Source organism: Parvularcula lutaonensis, from assembly GCF_014651915.1.
Lineage (GTDB): Bacteria > Pseudomonadota > Alphaproteobacteria > Caulobacterales > Parvularculaceae > Parvularcula > Parvularcula lutaonensis.
This window is the reverse complement of the sequence record NZ_BMXU01000002.1, coordinates 971,755-992,665: the sequence shown is the minus strand read 5'-3', so window position 1 is coordinate 992,665 and position 20,911 is coordinate 971,755. Positions and strand designations below refer to the sequence as shown.

General features: G+C 64.1%; 16 protein-coding genes and 1 tRNA gene. 13 read left to right on the top strand and 4 right to left on the bottom strand.

The features are described 5' to 3' along the window. Positions 1 to 15: 15 nt before the first annotated feature. On the top strand, positions 16 to 402 hold the full coding sequence (locus IE053_RS13225) for a hypothetical protein (RefSeq protein ID WP_189576742.1): 387 nt from the start codon (positions 16 to 18) through the stop codon (positions 400 to 402). Positions 403 to 428: 26 nt separating this feature from the next. On the opposite strand, the gene IE053_RS13220 is transcribed toward IE053_RS13225, so the two are convergent. Beyond that, positions 429 to 1,601, bottom strand: coding sequence for a serine hydrolase domain-containing protein (locus tag IE053_RS13220; protein WP_189576740.1), 1,173 nt, complete (start codon positions 1,599 to 1,601; stop codon positions 429 to 431). Positions 1,602 to 1,717: 116 nt separating this feature from the next. On the opposite strand from IE053_RS13220, the gene IE053_RS13215 reads away from it, so the two are divergent. From IE053_RS13215 to IE053_RS13170, 10 genes are all read left to right on the top strand, one after another. Further along, positions 1,718 to 2,995 carry a homoserine dehydrogenase gene (locus IE053_RS13215; RefSeq protein ID WP_189576738.1) on the top strand — a complete coding sequence of 426 codons (1,278 nt, stop codon included), beginning with the start codon at positions 1,718 to 1,720 and terminating at the stop codon, positions 2,993 to 2,995. Between the two features lie 3 nt (positions 2,996 to 2,998). Further along, positions 2,999 to 3,985, top strand: a complete 987-nt coding sequence (glpX, locus tag IE053_RS13210; protein WP_189576736.1) for a class II fructose-bisphosphatase — start codon at positions 2,999 to 3,001, stop codon at positions 3,983 to 3,985. Between the two features lie 155 nt (positions 3,986 to 4,140). Further along, on the top strand, positions 4,141 to 4,944 hold the full coding sequence (locus tag IE053_RS13205) for a hypothetical protein (protein WP_189576734.1): 804 nt from the start codon (positions 4,141 to 4,143) through the stop codon (positions 4,942 to 4,944). A 171-nt stretch (positions 4,945 to 5,115) separates the two neighbouring features. Further along, a complete protein-coding gene (locus tag IE053_RS13200; RefSeq protein WP_189576732.1) occupies positions 5,116 to 5,586 on the top strand; it encodes an REP-associated tyrosine transposase in 471 nt (156 codons plus the stop codon). 596 nt (positions 5,587 to 6,182) lie between these two features. Then, the gene (locus IE053_RS13195; RefSeq protein WP_189576730.1) at positions 6,183 to 6,737 is read left to right on the top strand and encodes a DUF924 family protein; all 555 of its coding nucleotides are present in this window, start codon (positions 6,183 to 6,185) and stop codon (positions 6,735 to 6,737) included. 104 nt (positions 6,738 to 6,841) lie between these two features. After that, the gene (locus IE053_RS13190) at positions 6,842 to 7,138 is read left to right on the top strand and encodes a hypothetical protein (protein WP_189576728.1); all 297 of its coding nucleotides are present in this window, start codon (positions 6,842 to 6,844) and stop codon (positions 7,136 to 7,138) included. A 145-nt stretch (positions 7,139 to 7,283) separates the two neighbouring features. Next, positions 7,284 to 8,279 carry a pyruvate dehydrogenase (acetyl-transferring) E1 component subunit alpha gene (gene pdhA / locus IE053_RS13185; RefSeq protein WP_189576726.1) on the top strand — a complete coding sequence of 332 codons (996 nt, stop codon included), beginning with the start codon at positions 7,284 to 7,286 and terminating at the stop codon, positions 8,277 to 8,279. 6 nt (positions 8,280 to 8,285) lie between these two features. Then, complete coding sequence (locus IE053_RS13180) at positions 8,286 to 9,191, top strand: oxygenase MpaB family protein (RefSeq protein WP_189576724.1); 906 nt, start codon at positions 8,286 to 8,288, stop codon at positions 9,189 to 9,191. Positions 9,192 to 9,280: 89 nt separating this feature from the next. Continuing rightward, positions 9,281 to 10,633 carry a glutamate--tRNA ligase gene (gltX, locus tag IE053_RS13175; protein WP_189576722.1) on the top strand — a complete coding sequence of 451 codons (1,353 nt, stop codon included), beginning with the start codon at positions 9,281 to 9,283 and terminating at the stop codon, positions 10,631 to 10,633. 30 nt (positions 10,634 to 10,663) lie between these two features. Then, positions 10,664 to 11,578, top strand: a complete 915-nt coding sequence (locus IE053_RS13170) for a pirin family protein (protein ID WP_189576720.1) — start codon at positions 10,664 to 10,666, stop codon at positions 11,576 to 11,578. Here IE053_RS13170 and pbpC read toward each other — a convergent pair. Together pbpC and IE053_RS13160 are read right to left on the bottom strand one after the other, a co-directional pair. Beyond that, complete coding sequence (gene pbpC / locus IE053_RS13165) at positions 11,575 to 13,581, bottom strand: penicillin-binding protein 1C (protein ID WP_189576718.1); 2,007 nt, start codon at positions 13,579 to 13,581, stop codon at positions 11,575 to 11,577. The genes IE053_RS13170 and pbpC overlap by 4 nt on opposite strands. A 5-nt stretch (positions 13,582 to 13,586) precedes the next feature. Next, positions 13,587 to 18,347, bottom strand: a complete 4,761-nt coding sequence (locus IE053_RS13160; RefSeq protein WP_189576716.1) for an alpha-2-macroglobulin family protein — start codon at positions 18,345 to 18,347, stop codon at positions 13,587 to 13,589. Positions 18,348 to 18,508: 161 nt separating this feature from the next. On the opposite strand from IE053_RS13160, the gene IE053_RS13155 reads away from it, so the two are divergent. Both IE053_RS13155 and IE053_RS13150 read left to right on the top strand, forming a co-directional pair. Next, on the top strand, positions 18,509 to 19,975 hold the full coding sequence (locus IE053_RS13155; protein WP_189576714.1) for an alkaline phosphatase: 1,467 nt from the start codon (positions 18,509 to 18,511) through the stop codon (positions 19,973 to 19,975). Between the two features lie 52 nt (positions 19,976 to 20,027). After that, positions 20,028 to 20,103: transfer RNA gene (locus IE053_RS13150), tRNA-Val, on the top strand. A 243-nt stretch (positions 20,104 to 20,346) separates the two neighbouring features. On the opposite strand, the gene IE053_RS13145 is transcribed toward IE053_RS13150, so the two are convergent. Further along, positions 20,347 to 20,889 carry a hypothetical protein gene (locus tag IE053_RS13145; RefSeq protein WP_189576712.1) on the bottom strand — a complete coding sequence of 181 codons (543 nt, stop codon included), beginning with the start codon at positions 20,887 to 20,889 and terminating at the stop codon, positions 20,347 to 20,349. Between the last annotated feature and the right edge of the window lie 22 nt (positions 20,890 to 20,911).

Below are 20,911 nucleotides of genomic sequence, written 5' to 3'. Positions count from 1 at the left end.
AACCGGAAGGCTCAGATGCAGCGCACACTTTTCGTATTGGGAATCGTCATGCTGGCGTCGTGCGCTTCGAAACCTCCGGTCACGGAGGCTGAAGCCCGGTTCGAAAGGCTGGCCGAGGTGCGACAGAAAGAAGAGCGCTACCCGGTGCTTGTCCCACTCCCCGGCGAAGCGGCCGTGGTCGGCAGAGGCATTCCCGGCGAACAGGCAGGCGAGCTTCGCAGCGCAGCATCGGAATTCGAGGCCTTGCGCCAGCGCGCGGCGATCAGCGACGACCCGCTCTCCACCGACGCCACCGTGGCCGAACTGAAGGCTCTCATCGCGCAACTGAAGAGCCAGCAGGAGCTTGGACCGGCCATCGATGTCGGGGCGCTCGACTTCCCGACACCGCCGCCGCTGGATTGACGGGGGGAGGCAAGCCCTGTTCGCGGTCAGTCGATCAGGTCCAGGGCCGGATACTCCCATTCCCACGGCACGCCGGTCTCGCCCAGGGTTTCGCGGATGATCTTCGGGAAGCCCCGCTCGGCACGCACGTCATTGGCGAGGATTACCGTGCATTGCTGCCTCTCGATCAGGCACACAGCCATGTTCCCGGTGATGTTGTTGTGCCCGCCCTTGAAGAGGACCGTGCCCTGCGGGCCTTCAATGACATAACCGCCGATCGCGGCGGCGAGGGTCGGGTATTGCTCGTCCTCGGGCCCGTCTTCCTGCATCAGCGGGAAGAGCGACTTCGTCCGGATCAAGAAGGACGGCTTGGTCAGCTCTTCGCAGGAACTCTTGGAAAGACCCTCACAAGCTGCCATGGCGCTGAAGAGGCGCGAGACATCCTTGATCGTCGTGTCCATGGACCCCGAGGCCCGGACCTTGGATCGGTCATCATGGGGCTCGGGCTCACCGTTGATGTCCCAGCCATCGGCCAAGTTCTCGGCGAAGTCGTCCCGCCATATCAGGTCGGTCTTTTCCATGCCCAGCGGACGGAAGATCCGCTCTCGGAACTCTTCGCCGACATCAACACCAAGACCCTGTTCAAGCGCGAACTGGAGGAGGATGAACGCATCGCCTGAATAGCTGAACCGCGTGCCGGGATCGAAGTGGATGTCCACCGTCCCGTTGTCCCAGTTGAGCTCGCCTTCGAGCGTCACGAAGTTGAAGTTCCTGAACCCAGTCGTGTGGGTCAAGGCCATGCGCGGCGTGATCCGCCGCCAGCGCTCGTCATCCAGGGTCTCCCACGGCGCGTGTGTGTTCCGGAAGCCCTCATACTCAGGCAGCGGCTTGGGCAGCATTGCTGCGATGGGTCGGTCTAGCTCGAGGAGCCCGTCATCTACCAGCATGAGGACCAAATAACCGAAAGCCGACTTGGTCAGCGATGCTCCGTACATCACCGTTTCGGAGGTGAGGGGATCGCCAGCCTCGTTCCGTTCGCCCCGAGCCACGGTCAGCACCGTCTCCCGGTCCGCACCCGTCGTCGAGACAGCAAGACCTCGGGCGCCGGTCTCTTCCATGACCTCGGTCATGGTGTCGCCCAGCTGCGGCTCCGATACCGTCGCGCAGGCCGCGGTCATGGCGAGCACGCAAGCGCCCGCAGAAAGCATTTGGAATCCCACGCAATCCTCCCGGACCCGCAGTTGGGTAAGGCGTCGGAACCTTTCAACCTCGTCATGTGCTTGCCGCACCTGCGAAACGGCTGTTAGTGCAGGTCTGTCAGAGAGGAGGCCACCCCATGTCGCAACTTCGTCTAGCCATTGCCGGCCTTGGAACCGTGGGCACCGGCCTGATCCAGATCACGGACGAGGACCGCTTCTCCGACATGCTTCAGGTCATCTCGGTTTCAGCTCGGTCGAGGGACCGCGAGCGCGACGTGGACATTTCGCGCTTTGAATGGTTCGACGATCCCGTCGCCATGGCCTCCGCCGATGGCACCGATGTCTTCATCGAGCTGATGGGCGGCGAGGACGGCGTCGCCAAGGCCGCCATCGAAGCCGCCCTTCACGCGGGCAAGCACGTCGTCACCGCCAACAAGGCCCTGATCGCCAAGCACGGCCTCGCCCTCGCAAGGCTCGCCGAGGAGAAAGGCGTCGCCCTCCGCTTCGAGGCCGCCGTCGCGGGCGGCGTGCCCGTCATCCGTGGCCTGCGCGATGGCCTCTCCGGCTCGAAGGTCACGAAGCTCCAGGGCGTGCTCAACGGCACCTGCAACTTCATCCTCGCGGCGATGGAGGAAGGGCGCACCTATGACGACACCCTCGCCGAGGCCCAGCGCATCGGCTTCGCGGAGGCTGACCCCAGCTTTGATGTCGACGGCATCGACGCCGCGCAGAAGCTCGCCATCCTCGGCGCGCTCGCCTTCGGTGCCATGCCCAGCCTCGACCAGATTGCGCCGAAAGGCATCTCCACGGTCAGCCCCGAAGACCTTGCCGCCGCCAAGACCCTCGGTCTACGGATGAAGCTCGTGGCTGTCCTCCGCCGGGACGGGCAGGGCCTTGCCGCCCGCGTTGCCCCGGCGCTCGTGCCGCTGACCTCCGCGCTCGATATCGGAGGGGGCGGCGAGAACATCGTCGTTGCGGACTCAGACCCCCTCGGCCGCGTCGCTTTCTCAGGCCCTGGCGCAGGGCGCGGCCCCACCGCAGCGGCCTGCGTCGCCGATCTCGTCACCATCTCCCGCGGCTCCACAGGCCCGGTCTTCGCCCGCCCCACGGGCACCATCGACCAGAGCCCGGACGTCAGCCCCGACGCAGAGCCCGTGCCTCACTTCCTCCGCTTCGAGGTCGAGGACGTCCCCGGCGTCCTTGCTTCCCTGGCCGACATCCTCGCCAAAGAGAACATCAGCGTCGAGACCATCCGCCAGAGCCCTGCCGATAACGGCGCCTCCCGCGTCGAAGTCGTCATCACCACCCACGAGGCGCCCACCGCGGCGCTCCTCGAAGCTGCCAGGCATGCCGAGAGCCTGGATCACGTGCTCTCTCGGCCTTCCGTCTACCCCATTCTTCGAGAGGATACCTGACCAATGGCAGACCAGAACGCCTATCTAGACCGCATCCTGACGATTGAGCTCGGCCGCTGCACCGAGGCCGCCGCCGTCGCTGCCTCCACCATGATCGGTCGCGGCGACAAGATGGCCGCCGACCAGGCCGCCGTCGATGCCCTGCGCACCGCGCTCAACAAGCTCGACATTTCCGGCACCGTCGTCATCGGCGAGGGCGAGATGGACGAGGCGCCGATGCTCTATATCGGTGAGAAAGTCGGCCAGGGCGGGCCGGAGATCGACATCGCCCTCGACCCGCTGGAGGGCACGACCCTCACCGCCAAGGCCATGTCCGACGCCCTCGCCGTCGTCGCCATGTCCACCAAGGGCGGCCTCCTCCACGCGCCGGACGTCTACATGGACAAGATCGCCATTGGCCCCGGCTATCCCGAAGGCACGGTCGATCTCGACGCCACGCCGGAAGACAACATCCAGAGCCTTGCCAAGGCCAAGGGCGTCGATCCGAGCCAGCTCACCATCTGCTGCCTCGACCGCGAGCGGCACAACGACATCATCAATGCCGCGCGCAAGCTCAACGCCCGTGTCTTCCTCATCCCCGACGGCGATGTCGCCGGCGTCTTTCACGTGACGAACCCGGAAAACACCGGCGTTGACATGTATATGGGCTCAGGCGGCGCCCCCGAAGGCGTCCTCGCCGCTGCCGCCCTCCGCTGCGTCGGCGGTCAGATGCAGGGCCGCCTCAAATTCGCCGACGACGCAGAGCTCGCCCGCGCCGAGAAGGCAGGCATCACCGACCTCAACAAGAAATACGACCTCATGGACCTCGCCGGAGGCGATGTCATGTTCGCCGCCACGGGCGTCACCGACGGCACCATGCTCAAAGGCGTCAAATGGCGCGGCGACAAAGTCACCACACAGACGATGGTCATGCGGAGTAAGTCCGGGACAGTGCGTGTTATTGATGCTGTGAGCAAGGCGGATAGCTTTAATCTGGGGTATCGGGGGTGAGCGTAATCTGTCCCATATGTCGGAACAGTCTCGGAACGAAGTGCACGCGACTTGGCGTCCATGGACTAACCCATCGCTATGGATGCGATCGCTGTGGGGACTTCAAGATTGACGATGAGACGCTTGATGATTTTCAGATGGTATCTGGAGATCGTTTGAACGAGGTCACTCGTGCGTCGCTCAGCAGGTGGGTTCGACTTCGCCAGCACGTTGAGAATGGTCCGTTTCTCAGCGCACAACAGGTAGAGAGACATCGCAACGAGCCTGATTTGCCGCTTCCCCCCGAGCAGGCGAAAATTGCGATCGAGATTGTCGGCGAGTATTTCAAACGTTTCCGTAAGCCACTACCAAAGTTTGAGGCTGCGGACTTTGCTATTCTCGGACTGGTGGACTTGGGTCCGTTCGATGAGCTTTTCCACGATCTAAAATCTCGTGGCGTTGTGACCGGTTTTCGGTCTCAATCGCTTGGCGTAGAGTTTTCATTTTCAGAGATGGCGCTCACGGTTTCGGGCTGGGACGTCTTCGACGAAATCGTGTCTGGGCGGGTGACTGCTAGTCGCGGCTTCATCGCTATGAAGTTTAATGACGATACGCTCGAACAGCTTGTTGCCGCCCACATAAAGCCTGCGATCAAGAACGAACTCTCACGAGACCTCGTTGATACCCGAGATGACGCGCGAGCCGGCATCATCGACAATCTAATGCGTCAGCTAATTCGAGACTCTGCATTTGTCATCGTTGATCTCACTCATGATAACGCTGGTGCCTATTGGGAAGCGGGCTACGCCGAGGGGTTGGGTAAACCCGTGATTTATATTTGTGAGGCCGGGAAGTTCGCTCAGGCGCAAACTCACTTCGACACCAATCATTCAACGACAGTTTTATGGGAAAGTGGAAGCGAAGACAATTTCGTTGCCGAGCTCATTGCAACCATTCGACGCTCAATCGGAGACGACTGACGAACGCACCTCAGCAAAGGCGCTTACACGGAGTAGGGCGGAACGCGGAGCGATCCGCCTGGGCCTTTCCGCTGGCTCTGGTGGATGGATCGGACGGCGGATCGGTGGCGCGTTCCGCCCTACGCTGTGCTTCGTTCTTGAAATGTTCTTGTGGCGGCTTTACGGGGCGGGATGCCGAATTACCGCCGCATGTATGGAGAAGGGGGCACCTTCGCCTTCACCCTCTGCCTCGCCGACCGGCGGCGGCGTACACTGACGGACCGGATCGACATCATCCGCGAGGCCTATCGCGCCACATGCGCCGCGCGGCCGTTCCGGACCGAGGCGTTCTGTGTGCTGCCGGATCATCTTCATGCGGTGTGGACCCTGCCGGAGGGGGATACGGATTATCCGGGGCGGTGGCGCGGGTTCAAACTGCGCGTGACGAACGCCCTCGGCGAGCGCATCTGGCAACCGCGCTACTGGGAACACACCATCCGCTCAGACGAGGATTTCGCGAACCACGTCAATTACGTCCACTACAACCCGGTGAAGCACGGGCTGGTCCGCGACATGGATGAGTGGCCCCATTCGACATGGCACCGCTGGAAGCGCGAGAACGGCCTCACCTGGGAAATGCCGCCAGAGGACATGCACCTGTAGGGCGGAACGCGCAGCGATCCGCCGTCGGTGGTGATGCTGGCTGATGGATCGCATGGCGGATCGCTGCGCGTTCCGCCCTACGGCTCCGCACCCAAACCTTATCCCCGCCACCTGACCCTCTGCTAACCTCACCCCATCGCACCAGGCATGGGGATGGCCGGATCCGTCATCGGTCCGTCTGGTGCACCGGTCGTCTCCTGAGACCCATGGAGCGGGAACGCTCCGGGGGTCCTGACGGCATCGGTTGGGCGTGAGTTGATGTTCGGCCGTCCACCGGTCGCGAGGCCGCCGGTTCCGGCGCGGGGCGGGGTAGGAACCCTCGGACCGCAGCGTCAAAATCTAACCTCCAGCCGCGGTCACCCGCGCCGGGGTCCTCATCTTTGAAGCCCTACCGCTTCGCTGTTTGAGGGCAGACTGAATGCCCTGCCGCTTCGCCGCTTGAGGGCAGACTGAATGCCCTGCCGCTTCGCCGCTTGAGGGCAGACTGAATGCCCTGCCACTCCGCCAGTTGAGGGCGGGGGGACCACCGCCCAAGGTCGGCTTTTCGTGCTGCGTCCATTCCTGACAGGGCCCGCCATCCGCGCTAGCTTGGCGGGATGCCCCAGACCACCGACAACCTCGCCACCGACATTCTCAAATACTGGTTCGAGGAGCTTCCGCCTGAAAAGCACTTCACCAAGGACGAGAAGGTCGATGACGAGATCCGCCGCCGCTTTGGCGATCTGCATACGGATCTTTCGCGGGAGATTCCTGCCGACTGGCGCGCCACCCGCCACCGCAGGCTGGCGGCGATCATCCTGCTCGACCAGTTCAGCCGCAATCTCTACCGCGGCGACAGAAGGGCCTTCGCCCAGGACGCTGTTGCGCTTGATCTTGCCAACCAGGCGATCGCGTCCGGCGACCTCGACCACGTCCCCGGTCCGCGCGGCGCCTATATCGTGATGCCGCTGATGCATGCGGAAAACGTTACCGATGTGCGCCGCTCGATCACGCTCCTCCAGCGCATCGGCCAGCATGAGAACGCCCGCTATGGCCGGCTGCATCTCTACGTGATCGAGCGCTTTGGACGCTATCCGGGCCGCAATGGAGCGCTTGGGCGGGCGAACACGCCTGCCGAGGAAGCCTATCTCGCAGCAGGCGGCGGCTTCTGACATCAGCGCGACCTATAGCGCTCATCACAGCGAAGGGGTTGGCCAAATCGGTCACGCACCGTAACTCTGCGCCCAACAGTAACGCCAACAATGGAGGGAACCCCATGTCGTTCTCCGGCACCTACAACATCGAAATCAACACCCCGATGGGCAAGCAGGAAGGCACCCTGACCCTCGTCGAGGACGGTGGCGCGCTCACTGGCACCATGGCTGCGCAAGGCGACACCGCCGAAATCAAGAACGGCTCGGTCAATGGCGACAAAGCCATGTGGGACGTCGATGTCTCCAAGCCGATGCCGCTGACCCTGTCCTTCGAAGGCACCAAGGACGGCGACAACATCACGGGCAACGTCAAGCTTGGCGCTTTCGGCTCGTCGACCTTCACGGCGACCGCACAGTAAGCATCCTCGCAGATCACAAACTGCGCCAAGGTGGAGCCGCTTCCCGTGGGGGGCGGCTCTTTTCATGTGCATCCGGCCTTCGAAGGGGTTTGCCTTGGCAGGGCAGAATTTGTTACGCGCCCGATGGATTTGCCGAGGAACAAGCATGGCTGACGCATCGAACCCCGCCAGCAACTACTCCGCGACGAAGGAGGAGCTGCTCGAATACTACCGCATGATGCTGCTCATTCGCCGCTTCGAGGAGAAGGCGGGACAGCTCTACGGCATGGGTCACATCGGGGGGTTCTGCCACCTCTACATCGGCCAGGAAGCGGTCGTGACCGGCCTCGAGGCGCTCCGCCAAGAAGGCGACCAGGTCATCACCGGCTACCGCGACCACGGCCACATGCTGGCCTGCGGCATGGACCCGAAGGGTGTCATGGCCGAGCTGACCGGCCGCGAAGGCGGCTACTCCAAGGGCAAGGGCGGCTCGATGCACATGTTTTCCGCGGAGAAGAAATTCTACGGCGGTCACGGCATTGTCGGCGCGCAGGTGCCTATCGGCACCGGCCTGGCCTTCAACAACAAGTATCGCGGCAATGACAATGTGAGCTTCGCCTATTTCGGCGATGGTGCCGCGAATCAGGGCCAGGTCTTCGAAGCCATGAACATGGCGGAGCTCTGGGACCTGCCCGTGGTCTTCGTGATCGAGAACAATCAGTATGCGATGGGGACGAGCGTCAAGCGCGCCTCGGCCGAGACCCATCTCTACCGCCGCGGTGCCAGCTTCGGCATTCCCGGCAAGGAAGTCGACGGCATGGACGTTGTCGCCGTGCGCGAGGAAAGCCGCGAGGCGGTCGATCACGCACGCAATGGTGATGGGCCCTTCGTCCTCGAGATGAAGACCTATCGCTATCGTGGCCACTCGATGTCCGACCCGGCGAAGTACCGCACGCGAGACGAGGTCGAAGATGTGCGCTCCAAGTCCGACCCGATCGAGCGGTGCAAGGTGCGCCTGACCGATGCCGGGGTCTCCGAAGAGGAACTCAAGGAGATCGACAAGGAGATCAAGGCCGAGGTGAAGGCAGCCGCAGACTTTGCCCTCGAAAGCCCAGAACCTGATCCGAAAGAGCTTTACACGGACGTTCTGGCCGAATTCTAGACTGCCATGTGGCGACCGGTCTCGGAGTATGCCGAGCGTCGGCTTGCCGCGATGCTCTATGAGGGCGTGGGGAGCGAGGAGCTGTTCCTGCGCCCGTCTGGCGAAGCGGGTTTCGTCCCTGCAGACAGCCTGACAGCCCGTATCTACGCCGTGCCGCTGACCGTCTTCATCGGCGGAATTGCAGCCGTGATCCTCGAGCTCGCCGAGCCGAGGGTCAGGCACGGGGTGTGGGACCATTCCATCTTTCCCAGCGATCCGGTGCTCCGCTTGCGGAGGACAGGACTGGCTGCGATGGTGACCTTTTATGGTGCCCGCAGTGTCGCGGAGGATATGATTGCGGCGGTAAGAAAGAAGCACGCTGCGGTCACTGGCGTCACGGACAGCGGCGAGGCCTATCGCGCCAATGATCCCCAGCTTCTCAAATGGGTCCAGGCGACGGCAGCCTACGGTTTCATCGGAGCCTATGATCGGTATGCAGAAAACCTGCGCGATGCCGACTGGGACAGAGCCCTGGCGGAGGCCCGGCCCGTGGCTGAGGCCTATGGGGTGAGCGATCCGCCTATGTCGAGGCAAAAGCTCGATGCGCTGCTGGCGGACATGCTGCCGCGGCTCGAGCCATCGCAAACCCTGCACGATTTTTTTGCCATCATGCGCACCGCGCCCGCATTGCCGCAGCCGGGAAAGGCGCTGCAGCCGCTCTTCGTCCGTGGGGCGGTCTCCCTGCTTCCCCAGGCAATCCGGGAACGGATTGATCTGCTGGAGGGCGGCCTGCGACCGGGTGAGGAGGCTGTCCTGAAGACGATCGTCAAAGGCTCTCGGCTCCTGAGCCTCCGCAACCATCCCGCGGCGCTTCAGGAGAAACGGCTGGCTGTTCATCATCCCGGAGAGCGCGAAAGCGTTCCCTCAGGATGAAGGACGAGGAACCTCGCCAGAATCTCCGCCGCTTCCCTTCGCCCCCGCACTCCTCTAGACCGCCCCTTCGCTGAAGGATCCGAAGATCGATGACTGTCCACGTCCGTTTCGCACCGTCCCCGACTGGCAAGCTCCATGTCGGCAATGTCCGCGCCGCGCTGTTCAACTACCTCCTCGCCAAGGCGAATGACGGCGTGTTCCTGCTGCGCTCGGACGACACTGACCAGGCGCGATCGACGAAGGAGTTCGAGGACGGCATCCAGAAAGACCTGCGCTGGCTCGGTATTGTCTGGGACGAGTTCGCGCGGCAGTCGGAGCGGTTCTCCGTCTACGAAGATGTTGCCGAGCACCTGAAATCCGAGGGGCTTCTTTATCCCTGCTATGAGACCGCCGAAGAACTCGACCGCAAGCGGAAGCTCCAGCGCGCCCGTGGCCTGCCTCCGGTCTACGATCGCGCTGCGCTCGAGCTGAGCGAAAAGGACAAAGCGGCTCTCGAAGCCGAAGGTCGTCGGCCGCACTGGCGTTTCAAGCTCGCACAGCAGGAAGTGGGCTGGAATGACCTCGTCCGCGGCGAGCAGAAATTCGACACCGGGACGATGTCCGATCCGGTCCTGATCCGCGAGGATGGCGCATTCCTCTACACGCTGCCGAGCTGCATCGACGATGTCGATTTCGGCATCACCCATGTCGTGCGCGGCGAGGACCACGTCACGAACACGGCTGCGCAGATCGAAATCTTCAACGCGATCATCGCCTATCGCGGCGAAGGCCAGATCCCGACCTTCGCCCACCACTCGCTGCTGGTCGGCAAGGATGGCGAGGGTCTGTCGAAACGCCTCGGCTCGCTCTCGGTCGAGGGGATGCGGGAGGAAGGCATCGAACCCGAGGCCATCACCAGCCTCCTCGCCCGTCTCGGCACGAGCCAGCCTGTCGAGCCGGTGCTCGACATGGAGGAACTGGCGAAAGGCTTCAGCTTCGACATCCTTGGCCGCGCGCCTGCGCGCTTCGATCCTGAAGAGCTGAAGCTTCTCAATTCAAAGGTCCTGCACGAGATGCCTTACGAGCGCGTCGCGGACCGACTTAAGCGAATGGGCGTCAGCCAGAAGGTCTGGAATGCCGTGCGCGGGAACATCGACACGCTCAAAGATGCCGCCGTCTGGCGCGAGATCCTCGAAGGGGAGATTAACCCGGTGATCGCTGAGGAAGACCGGGAATTCTGCGCCGTCGCAGCAGACAAGGTCGGGGGAGTGACCGCCGACGCGGCAGGCTGGTCCGAACTCGTCTCCGAGCTGAAATCCGCCACCGGCCGCAAGGGCAAGGGCTTGTTCATGCCGCTCCGCAAGGCACTCACCGGCCAGACCAGCGGGCCCGAGATGCCCGACGTCTTTGCGCTGATCGGAAAAGAGAAAGCCGCCCGGCGCTTTCGCGGCGAGAGGGCTTAACTGATAGGGCGGTTCCGAGAGGAGGCGCCCATGAATAGCCCGTTCCCCGCGCATGAGCTGTCAGGCATCGATGCGCTCAGCACGACGATCGTCCCGCGCGCGCGCGACCTTGGCGGGTTTTCCGTCCGCCGCGCCCTGCCTTCGCCCCAGCGGCAGATGGTCGGGCCCTTCATCTTTTTCGACCAGATGGGCCCGGCTGAATTCGGCAAGGGAACGGAGCTCGACGTGCGCCCGCACCCGCATATCGGGCTGGCCACCGTGACCTACCTCTTTGACGGCCGGATCAGGCACCGCGACAGCCTCGGAACGACCCAAGACATCGAGCCGGGCGCGGTCAACTGGATGACGGCGGGGAAGGGGATCACCCACTCCGAGCGGACGCCCGATGACCTTCGAGGCAAGGTCCACAAGATGTTTGGCATCCAGACCTGGATCGCCCTGCCGAAAAACAAGGAAGAGGCGGACCCGGATTTCGTGCACCATCCGGAGACGGACCTTCCGCTTCTCTCCGGGGAAGGCATCGACGGCAGGCTCATCCTTGGCGACGCCCACGGAATGTCCTCCCCTGTGAGAACGGCGTCGGAAACGCTCTATGCCGATATCCAGCTTGCGCCTGGGATACTCCTGCCCCTGCCGGACAACCACGAGGACCGTGGCATCTACGTGGCCGAAGGCACGGTGCAGCTTGCCGACAAGGAATTCGGCGCAGCGCAGATGCTGGTTTTCAGCGACGGTGCCCATGCGATCAAGGCCGGGCCGGCCGGCGCGCGGGTCATGCTCTTTGGCGGGGCGGTGATGGATGGCCCCCGGCATATCTGGTGGAACTTCGTCGCCAGCGACAAAGAGATGATCGAGCAAGCCAAGCGGGAGTGGAAACAGGAAGGGCACGGACGGTTCCACCTGCCGCCGGATGACGGCCAGGAGTTCATTCCGATCAACGACTAACTCCCGTCTGTCGTCACCCGGACCTTGACGGAGGCCTTGCGACCTTTCTTGTCCACTGCGGCGAGCCGGTAAAAACCCGGCCCTGGCGGCTGCCACAGGACGTTTCCGGCCTCGTCGGCTGCCACCGGTTTTCCATCCGTATACCATAGGAGTTCGCCCTGCCCACGTCCGGCAAGGACGAAGGGCCCGCCATCGGCGCGAGGCCAGAGGGTGCTTCCATCGGGCGGAAAGATGATGATGGGCATCTCGCTCCGGGCCAGGCTTCGCAGTGTCTCGGGCGTTCGTGACTGCACACTGACTTCCGCGGCCAAGGTCACCGGACGCTCGATGGCATCGAAGGCTTCGAAGAGAACGGGGAGGGCTGTCTTGCGCCCTGTCGCTCCTGGCCGGGCGGCACCATCGGCACGGCCGATCCAGACGACCACGACATGTTCCTCGCTGACCCCGACGGCCCAGGCGTCGCGGAAGCCATAGGACGTACCTGTCTTGAACGCGATGCGCGGCGCCGAGCGCGCAAGGTCGGCGGGCATGCGGCCTTCGAGGGAGGGAGCGTCCCTTAGGATCTCAAGCACCTCGGCTGCTGCTTCTTGGCTGATGAGCCGAGTTCCGTTCGCGACGGGCTGGCTCTCATCACGACGGAGAGGCTTGACGATCCCGCCATCCCCGAGGGCTGCATAGAGCAGGGCGAGGTCCTCCGCTGTCAGCCCAAGCCCTCCGAGGGCGACAGCCAGCCCTTCCCCGGTATGCACCCCGCGCGGGACCGAGGCATCAATGCCGCCCGCGCGCAGTGCCCCGGTCAATCGCTCCGTGCCAAGAAGGTCGAGCAAGAGGACCGCAGGGACGTTCAAGGAGTGCTGCAGCGCTTCGGCTACGGTCAACTCGCCATGGAAAGAGCGACCGAAGTTCTGCGGCTCATAGGTGCCGAACCGCGACGGCAGGTCCGTGATCCGTGTCCCGCCCTCGACGAGTCCTTCCTGCATGGCGAGGGCATAGATCAGCGGCTTGAGCGTCGAGCCCGGCGACCGGTCCCGGTTTGTGAGGTCGAGCCAGCCGCCCGGACGGCGACGCGATGCCGATCCGACCGACGCGAGGATCGCGCGGTCCTCGATCCTGACGACGAGGCCCGCAGCCTGGACGGCCGGGCCTTCCCTCACGGCTGCTTCGCGAAGAATACGCTCGAGCGCAATCTGCGTCGGGCGCTCGATCAATGTTCCGACATGACCTCTACCGTCCGTGCGCGCTGATACGCGTTCTGCGAAGTGCCAGGCATCGCCGGGGAAAGGGAAGCGTCCTTGCGGCAACGGGTCGGTATGCGCCTCGGCCATGCGCTGTTCACTGAGGAAACCTCGCTCTGCCAGCTGGCGCAGGATAGCGAGGCGGGCTTCGGCAGCCGCTTGGGGGCGAAGGTCGGGCCGCCGGGCTTCGGGACTTTGGGGGAGGGCGATCAGGAGCGCGATCTCGCTATCGGTGAGCTGCTTCGGGTCCTTGCCGAAATAGGCGCGCGTGGCGGTGCGCAGGCCCTCGAGATTACCGCCATAGGGGGCGAGGGTGAGGTAGAGTTCGAGGATCTCCGCCTTGGTCAGGCGCCTTTCGATCTGACGGGCCCGGACCATCTCGACAAGCTTCGAACCCATCGTCCTTGGGCGTGGCTCCAGGAGGCGCGCGGTCTGCATGGTGAGAGTCGAGGCACCGGAGACGACCCTCCCCCTGCTGGCATTCGTCTTCGCGGCCCGGAGGACGGCGACGGGATCAACGCCCGGGTGGGTCTTGAAACGCTTGTCCTCGATCAGGAGCAGGGCGTCGATGAAGCGCGGGTCGATCTCCTCACTGTCGGCAGCGAGCCGCCACCTGCCGTCCTCGACAGGAAACGTGCGGAGTGGCAGACCGTCGCTGTCGTTCACGACGCGGGAAACCGCGATCCCTTCGATTGGCGGCGGGAAGGCGCGATCGAGACTGGCGAGCAGCGCGAAAGCCGCCGTCAGGCTCGTCCAGATGACCGCCATCAGCCTCACGGGCTGACCTGGAGCCTTGCCGATGCCGAACGCGCAAAACGGTCCGGGCGGTACATATCCTCCACGACGGCACCCGGGAAGGCGAATTCTCCGGGCGTCACGGCGCGAACAATATAGGCGAAGTGGAGAGGGTCAGCGCTCCGTGTGATGACGGACGCGACGAACCTGTCGTCGCCGGCTTCGGTGATGTCCGTCCGAGAGAGCGGATCGAGGAAATCATAGACCGCATTCGGCCCGGTGTCGCGGCGGTCGAGAATGGCTTCGATCTCGAACCCGGCCGGGAGAAGGTCGGCAATGACCAACTGGGCCTGCCTCGACGCCTCCGGTTCGACAGTCAGCGCGATGATGAACCTTTCGCCGCGCGCCACGCTCGATGGGTCTGCCGTGCTTCCATCGAGCTCGAGCAGGCGCTTGCGGACGCCGAGCCCCCTCGCCACGGGACCAGGCGGGGCGGTGGGAACGCCTCTCGTGAGCGCGGTGACGTAGATCGTCTCGTCCCCTTCATTGGTGAACGGAGCGTCGAGGTCGTCGGCCGGCGTCAGCACGGCGGCATTCACGAGGCTCCTGCCATACCGGATCTGCGCCTCGGTCCGACCGCTGGAGAGGGCGTGAGCCGCGCGGACGAGGAAAGCCTTCTCCTGCGTGGTCAGGCGTTCGACATCCGGGAAGCCGTCGTCAATCTGGTCGAGAAGCGAGACCGCGCGCTCGTCCTCTCTGGCTTCCGCGAAAAGGGCCATGACTGCGGCGCCGTCCCGGATCGGCGACTGGTACCAATCGCCGCCATTGCGGTAGCCGAGGGCGTCAAGCGTCCTGTCAAAAGCGTTCCGTGCACGTCCTTGGTCGCCAATGGCCGCAAGGCCCGCACCGATCTGGGCCCTGGCGAGGGGGCTCTCGATCTCGTCGATCCTGGCGTCATGCATGTAGCGCAGGCGGGAGCGGTCCACCCTGCCAGCCCTCGCAAGAACGTAGAGCGCATAGGCGGCACTGCGGTCGATCAGGCGCTCTCGTGTATCGGACGAGCGCCAGCCCCGCGGAAGCGAGCTGTCATATCCGTAGGCGCGGCCCGGCTCGCCCTTGCTGATCGGCTGGAGCGGCGCGTAGGCCCGGTCCATCGCGTCGTCAGGCACCGGCAGGCCCTGCGCCTTCGCGCGGCTCAGGAAGTCCACTGCGTAGGCGCCCAACCAGGGCGTCGCCCGCCGATCGCCGACACGCCACATACCGAAGGAACCATCAGGCCCCTGACGTTCGAGAAGCGTCTCTACAGCCCGGCGCAGGGTCGCGGTCTCTTCCGGCGTGCGCTGCGGCTTCAGCAGGATGGGGGTCGCGGAGCTGACGATCTGCTCGGTGCAGCCATAGGGATAGCGAACCAGCGATGCGGTCAGCGGCTGCAGGTCGATCGGTGACGGCGCTGCGGAGACGAGCAGTTCCGCCGAGCCTGCGAGCAAGCCATCGAAGACGCCCGTGCCGGGGGCGTAGCTTTCCCCGGGTGCCAGAGCGACGCGCCTCGTCCGGGTCTCCGGCAGGAATGCAGACCGGATCTCGATCGGGTAGCTCCGCGAAACCCCGAAGTCTCCGGGGCCATCGAGGCGAAGCTCTATTTCTGTCAAACCCGTCTGGGAAGCGGCGATCTCGACGCTGCGTTCGCTGCGCTCGCCCTGGTCGAGACTGATCGGGCTGAGAGACCCTCCCGCAGTGAGCGGGCTTCCTTGCGGTGTGAGGACTCGGGGAGCGTAGGAGCCGACCTGGCCCTCCACATTGTCCACTGTCAGCGTGGCGAGAGCGGTGTCGCCCGGGGCGAGGAAACGCGGCAGGACGAGCTCCGCGGGAACCGGGTCACGGACCGTGAGAGGCCTGGCGCCCGATCCGATCGCGCTGCGCGACCAGAGAACCGCCATGACACGCAACTCACCGTTGAAGTCTGGGATGTCGACCTCGATCTCGCCGCGACCATCGCGACCTAGCCGAACCGGGCCCCTGAAAAGAGCGACCGTCTTGGTGGGGACGACGGAGAGGCCGGCGCCGCCGATGCTGTCGCCGCCTGAGCGGAGCACGCCCATCTCTCCGGTGTCGGGGTCGAGCAGCCTTCCATAGTCATCGTAAATCTCGATCCCGAGGCGGGGCTTGCCAAAAAAGAAGGCGACGGGGTCGGGGGTCTGATGCTTCGTAAGGAGAAGGATGCCTTCGTCGACAGCGGCCATTGTGGCGAAGACGGTCTCGCCGTCAGCCTGCGGCCCCGCATCGATGCCGATGGCCAAAGGCTGTCCGGGCCTGACACGGTCTGGGATATCGAGGCTCACATCGAACGTTCGGTCAGCGGTATCGACAGGGATGTAGGCCGCGCCGATCGCTCGACGGGGGATCGGCTGCACGCCGGGCTCGCGCGGTGTGTAAACGCTGGCGAGGACATAGGCGCCGGCTCCCCATTCCTCCGAAACGGGCAGCGTCAGTTCCGTCCCGCCTTCCGGAACGTCGATGTGCTGGAGCGAGAGGACCGAGCCGCCCGCCACGACGACCTCTGCGGTTCCGGCATAGGGGGCCTGAATGGCGATGGTCACTTCGCCGCCCGTGGCGATGGGCCGATCGGGGGTCAGGACCCGGACGCTGTCCGGTGCTGGCGTGCCGTCAGCAGAGCGACCGCCGTAACCGACCCAGAAGTCCATTGAGGCGACATCCGTGCCGCCTTCGGAGAGGATGATCTCGTAATCGCCCCAATCAAGCTCCGGGCCTAAAATCGGGACCGGCCCGCTCACAGAGGTATCAAGAGCGCCCTCGGCAATCTTTACGATCCGCTCCGACCGGCGCCAGCGCCACTGCCCGCCTTCGTCCTGGAACCAGTCGTAGTCGTAGTCGCGGCGAATCAGGCGCCACCGGATCGGCAGCGCCGTTGCGGTGCCGAGCCTGTCGAAGGCAACCACTTCGAAGCGCACCGGATCCTCAGTCGAGGCACCGCCTTCGAAAAGCGAACGGATACCGACATAATGCTCTCTTGGCCGGTACGGGATCCGCAGGTCATCGGAGACGGCGCGGCCACCGGGCTCCTCCGCGGTGATGACGGTGCGCAGGCGAAGCGGAAGCACGGCGTCTTGACCTGCCTTTCCGGGGTCCAGCGGGAGCGTCGCGACGCCTTCGCCATCCGAAGTGGCCGGTGGCAGGTCGATGATCGTTTGCCTGAAGCCGCTCTTTGCAAGGCCGAAGCGGAATTGCTCGAAGCCCTCGAAGGGCGAAGGATCGGCTTCCACTCGGGCATAGCCGGTCACGCGCAGGCCCGATCCGGGAGCTCCGTAAAGAAAGCGCAGCCGCGCCTCGATCAGGCGTTGCTCGCCCGCGGTGAGGGGGGCCTCTGTGTCCGCTTCGAGTTCAAGGGCGAGACGCTGGGGAACAAAATCCTCAACGTTGAAGTCCACCTCGCCGACAACGCCCGAACCGTCGAGTTCCATTGAAAGGCGCCACACCCCTCTGCTGGCGGAGGAGGGCAGCGTGAACGGCGCGCTGAAGCTTCCTGCTTGACCCAGTCGATCAAACCGTTCGGTCAAGTAGAGCGTGCCATTCGGTCGATAGAGATTGAGCGCACCCGGCTGTCCGCTCGAGGCGTAGCCCGCGGCGTCCCTCAACAAAGCGGTGGCGTGGACGGTTTCGCCGGGACGATAGATGCCGCGATCGAGATAGAGAAATGCCCTGTCCCCGTCTCGGACCTGACGACCATTGACGGGCTGTGCCGAAAGATCGAGCGGCGCGCGGTCGAGATCGAGAAATGCAAAGTCTCCTGTCGGCCCCTCAATGGTCACGAGCTTCGGTCGATCCCCTTGTTCACCTGCCAGAAGCGGGGCGGAGAAATGAACACCACCCTCGCGATCGGTGTCTTCCGAAGCCAAAATTTTATTGCCCTGCGAAACCAAACGAACGGTAGACAGAGAAACCGGCTGCGCCGTTTCCAGGGACCGGACCGTGATGTCCAGCCCGGTGGCTCCGCGATACGCCACGGCGGCGAGGTCCGTCACAATGATCCACCGGCCGGCCCGAGCGGGGTTATACTCTCCGCGAAGCTCGGCCTCAGCGTCTCGGGCCTCGACGTAATAGGCACCTGCCTCCAGGTTTCCGACCGCTCGTTCGATTGGAAGGAGCGTGGTGGTCAGGGCATTGGTGGGCCCGGGCGTTTCCAGGACTCCTTCGTAGACGGGCGACGCGAGCTCGCCCGGTTCTTCGTCATAGGGCGTCCAGGAATAGCGACCCGCCTCACCCGTGAAGCCCTCTGTGATGGTTTTGAAGACGAGGGCACGGTCGGTGACATGGGTGATCCGGATCGAGACCTCATCGACATTAACGGTCTGGACGCCAAGGCCCCTTGCTTCTGAGCGAGGGAGGATGATGCCGTTGCCCGCGAAGCTGACGACCGGTGGACGGTCTTCGAATGTCAGCGAGACGGTCTCGTCGGTTTGGAGCTCGCCACCATCCGCGTCGGGCAGTCCGGCGAGGAGGGTGACCGTCGCAGTCTCGCCGTAGTCCAGACCCTCAATGCACAGCCTCTGACCCTGCACGGCCAAAGCAACCGAACGATCGGTAACAAGATAGGGAGCGTAGTCGACGTTCGGATCGAGCGCTTTGGTGAAGTGAAGACAGAGAGTCGGCTGCGGCGCGTCGGTATCGACGCTGGTCCGCTGGAACGCGAAAGCCGGCTCGATCTCCGCAGGCTGGTTGGTTCCGGATTGGGTCAGTTCCGACGGAGAGGTGCCATTTCCGGTTTGTCCGGGAGCTTCCATGCCTCCCGACGAGGGTCTGTCGCACGCCGCGAGGTTCAAAACCGCGCATAGGATCGCCGTCTGCTGCAAAAATTTCATGCTTGTCCCGCCCTGTCCTTGCCAGTTCGACGTTGCCACGCCGCCGAGTTTGATGGAAGCGACCGCGACTGTTGGAGGGCTCCATGGACTTTCTCGTAGCGCTTGCGTTCCAAGCTTCGCCTGGACTTACGGATTGGGAAGCAGAAGGGCGCGCAGCGCTCATGGCTGCGAAGGAAAAGCAGGTCATCGAGGGACCGGCGAAGAACGTCATCCTGTTCATCGCGGACGGCATGGACGTCACCACGTCGACCGCAGCGCGGATCCTGGCCGGCCAGCAGGCTGGCGGATCGGGGGAAGAGAACCTCCTGACCTTCGAAAGCCTGCCGTTCACGGGCTTTGCCAAGACCTACAACACCAACATGCAGGTGCCAGACTCAGCAGGCACAGCCACCGCGATCCTTTCCGGGCACAAAACCAAGGCCGGCGTCATCAATGTCAACCAGACGGTTCCGCGAGGCGATTGCGAGGCATCGAAGTCGGGACGTTTGCCGACGATTCTCGAAGTCGCACAGGACACCGAGCGGTCGATCGGCGTCGTCTCCACGGCGCGCCTCACCCATGCGACCCCCGCATCGCTCTACGCCAGCGCGGCGGACCGTGGCTGGGAAGCGGACCGAAACCTTCCCGAGGGCGTGGACTGCGAGGACATCGCCAGTCAGCTGATCGATGCGGCGCAGAACTACGAGCTGGTGGTGGCGCTGGGCGGCGGAAGGTCGAATTTCCTGCCCAAGGCAACACCAGACCCTGAATATCCCAACAGGACGGGCGCCCGTGAAGACGCACGCGACCTGATGGCGGGCTGGCGCGGGATCAGCCGCCGCCACAAGACGGTCACCACCCGAAGCGAGCTGCTCGAAGCGAGCAAGCGCGACAAGGTCCTTGGCCTCTTCGAGCCAAGCCACATGATGTATGAACACGACCGGACCGAGCGAGAAGCCGACGAGCCCTCGATCGCCGAAATGACTCGCTTCGCCATCGAACGCTTAAGCCGGGACAAGGATGGGTATTTTCTCCTTGTCGAGGGTGGCCGCGTCGACCATGCCCATCACAGCGGCAATGCCTACCGGGCGCTGACCGACGCCATCGCTTTCGACGAGGCGGTCAAGGTCGCCACCGAGATGACCGACCCTGAGGATACGCTGATCATCGTCACCGCCGACCACGGGCACACGATTTCCTTCAACGGCTACCCGCACCGGGGCAACCCGATCATGGGCGTCGTCAAAGGGCTGACCAGCGAAGGCGAGCCGTCCGAGCTGCCTGAACAGGCTGGCGACCAGCGGCCCTACACCACGCTCAGCTATGCCAATGGCCAAGGCGCGAAGGTGACACCGGCCATCGAAGGGCGTCCCGCTGGCCGTCCCTTCGTGGAAGAGGATGAGGCCCTCGATCCTGACTACAAGCAGCAGGCGCTGGTCCCGATGTTCTCGGAGACCCACGGTGGCCAGGACGTGGCGATCTATGCCCGTGGCCCGGGCGCGCATTACCTGACCGGCGTCAACGAGCAGAACTACATCTACTACGTGATGGAAGACGCTCTGCGTAAGTAGGCGGAAAATGATGATGACGGCGCGTGGCGGCTTCGCTATAGCGCCGGTCTTCGCGCGATTAGCTCAGTTGGTAGAGCGCTTCGTTTACACCGAAGATGTCGGCAGTTCGAGCCTGTCATCGCGCACCATTCGCAGCCGGTCCGCGCAAGCTTATCAAAACCTTCGCGGGAGGTTTTGAAGGCGGAGAATGCGGCTGCAGCCGCCAACTCGGCTCTCAGCATTGATGTCGGTCCGGCCGCGCCTGGTTTTTTGGTTTGTGGCCGCTACCGCTCGCTGTTTGAGTGGCGTCTCGGCTGCGCTCGCGAGCTCTCTGCGGAACCTGATTTGCTTCGGGCGCTTGGGCAGCGGGACCCAGCTTCGTGTCGGGTTGGCTAGACCGACCAGCGCGGCTGGGTTTGCTTCGGTCTGATTGCGGGTGCGCGGCCTTTGCCCAGCACCAGGTTCTTGCTGATCCCGAGGATGCCGAGGCTAGCAGCCAGGAAGGCTACGCCCTGGAGGAGCATGGCGGCGAGTTCCATAGAGCCGAGCTGTGAAGCCGTCATGGCGAGGGACTCGCGGACCGCTTCTCCGCTCGCGCCCGCGATCAGGACGAGAGCAATGGCCTGGATACGGCTCCAGATCGCTGCCCACATCGCCCCGAGGCTCCAGCCCACCGTCATCATGATCGCCATGCCGCGCTCGAGCCAACCGTCCAGCGAAGCCGGAAGGCCCAGCCCGTCGAGGGAGGCTGAGGCAACGGCTTCGACGCTCTCCGCTTTGCGCAGGTCATCGGGGAAATAGTCCGAGAAACCTGACCGCAGGATATCCCAGTATTCGGGCAGGCTCATGCCTTCATTGCCGATCAACACCGCCGCGGCGAGGGTCGCGGCGGAGAAGAACAGCATGGCGCCTTGAAAGTCCGAACGATCGGCCATCGGTGGTCCACTTCCGATACGT

Coding starts and splice junctions, on each gene's coding strand:
- gltX (WP_189576722.1), top strand. CDS start 9,281: ATGACTGTCCACGTCCGTTTCGCACCGTCCCCGACTGGCAAGCTCCAT.
- IE053_RS13145 (WP_189576712.1), bottom strand. CDS start 20,889: ATGGCCGATCGTTCGGACTTTCAAGGCGCCATGCTGTTCTTCTCCGCC.
- glpX (WP_189576736.1), top strand. CDS start 2,999: ATGGCAGACCAGAACGCCTATCTAGACCGCATCCTGACGATTGAGCTC.
- IE053_RS13190 (WP_189576728.1), top strand. CDS start 6,842: ATGTCGTTCTCCGGCACCTACAACATCGAAATCAACACCCCGATGGGC.
- pdhA (WP_189576726.1), top strand. CDS start 7,284: ATGGCTGACGCATCGAACCCCGCCAGCAACTACTCCGCGACGAAGGAG.
- pbpC (WP_189576718.1), bottom strand. CDS start 13,581: ATGGCGGTCATCTGGACGAGCCTGACGGCGGCTTTCGCGCTGCTCGCC.
- IE053_RS13155 (WP_189576714.1), top strand. CDS start 18,509: ATGGACTTTCTCGTAGCGCTTGCGTTCCAAGCTTCGCCTGGACTTACG.
- IE053_RS13160 (WP_189576716.1), bottom strand. CDS start 18,347: ATGGAAGCTCCCGGACAAACCGGAAATGGCACCTCTCCGTCGGAACTG.
- IE053_RS13200 (WP_189576732.1), top strand. CDS start 5,116: ATGCCGAATTACCGCCGCATGTATGGAGAAGGGGGCACCTTCGCCTTC.
- IE053_RS13225 (WP_189576742.1), top strand. CDS start 16: ATGCAGCGCACACTTTTCGTATTGGGAATCGTCATGCTGGCGTCGTGC.
- IE053_RS13180 (WP_189576724.1), top strand. CDS start 8,286: ATGTGGCGACCGGTCTCGGAGTATGCCGAGCGTCGGCTTGCCGCGATG.
- IE053_RS13215 (WP_189576738.1), top strand. CDS start 1,718: ATGTCGCAACTTCGTCTAGCCATTGCCGGCCTTGGAACCGTGGGCACC.
- IE053_RS13170 (WP_189576720.1), top strand. CDS start 10,664: ATGAATAGCCCGTTCCCCGCGCATGAGCTGTCAGGCATCGATGCGCTC.
- IE053_RS13195 (WP_189576730.1), top strand. CDS start 6,183: ATGCCCCAGACCACCGACAACCTCGCCACCGACATTCTCAAATACTGG.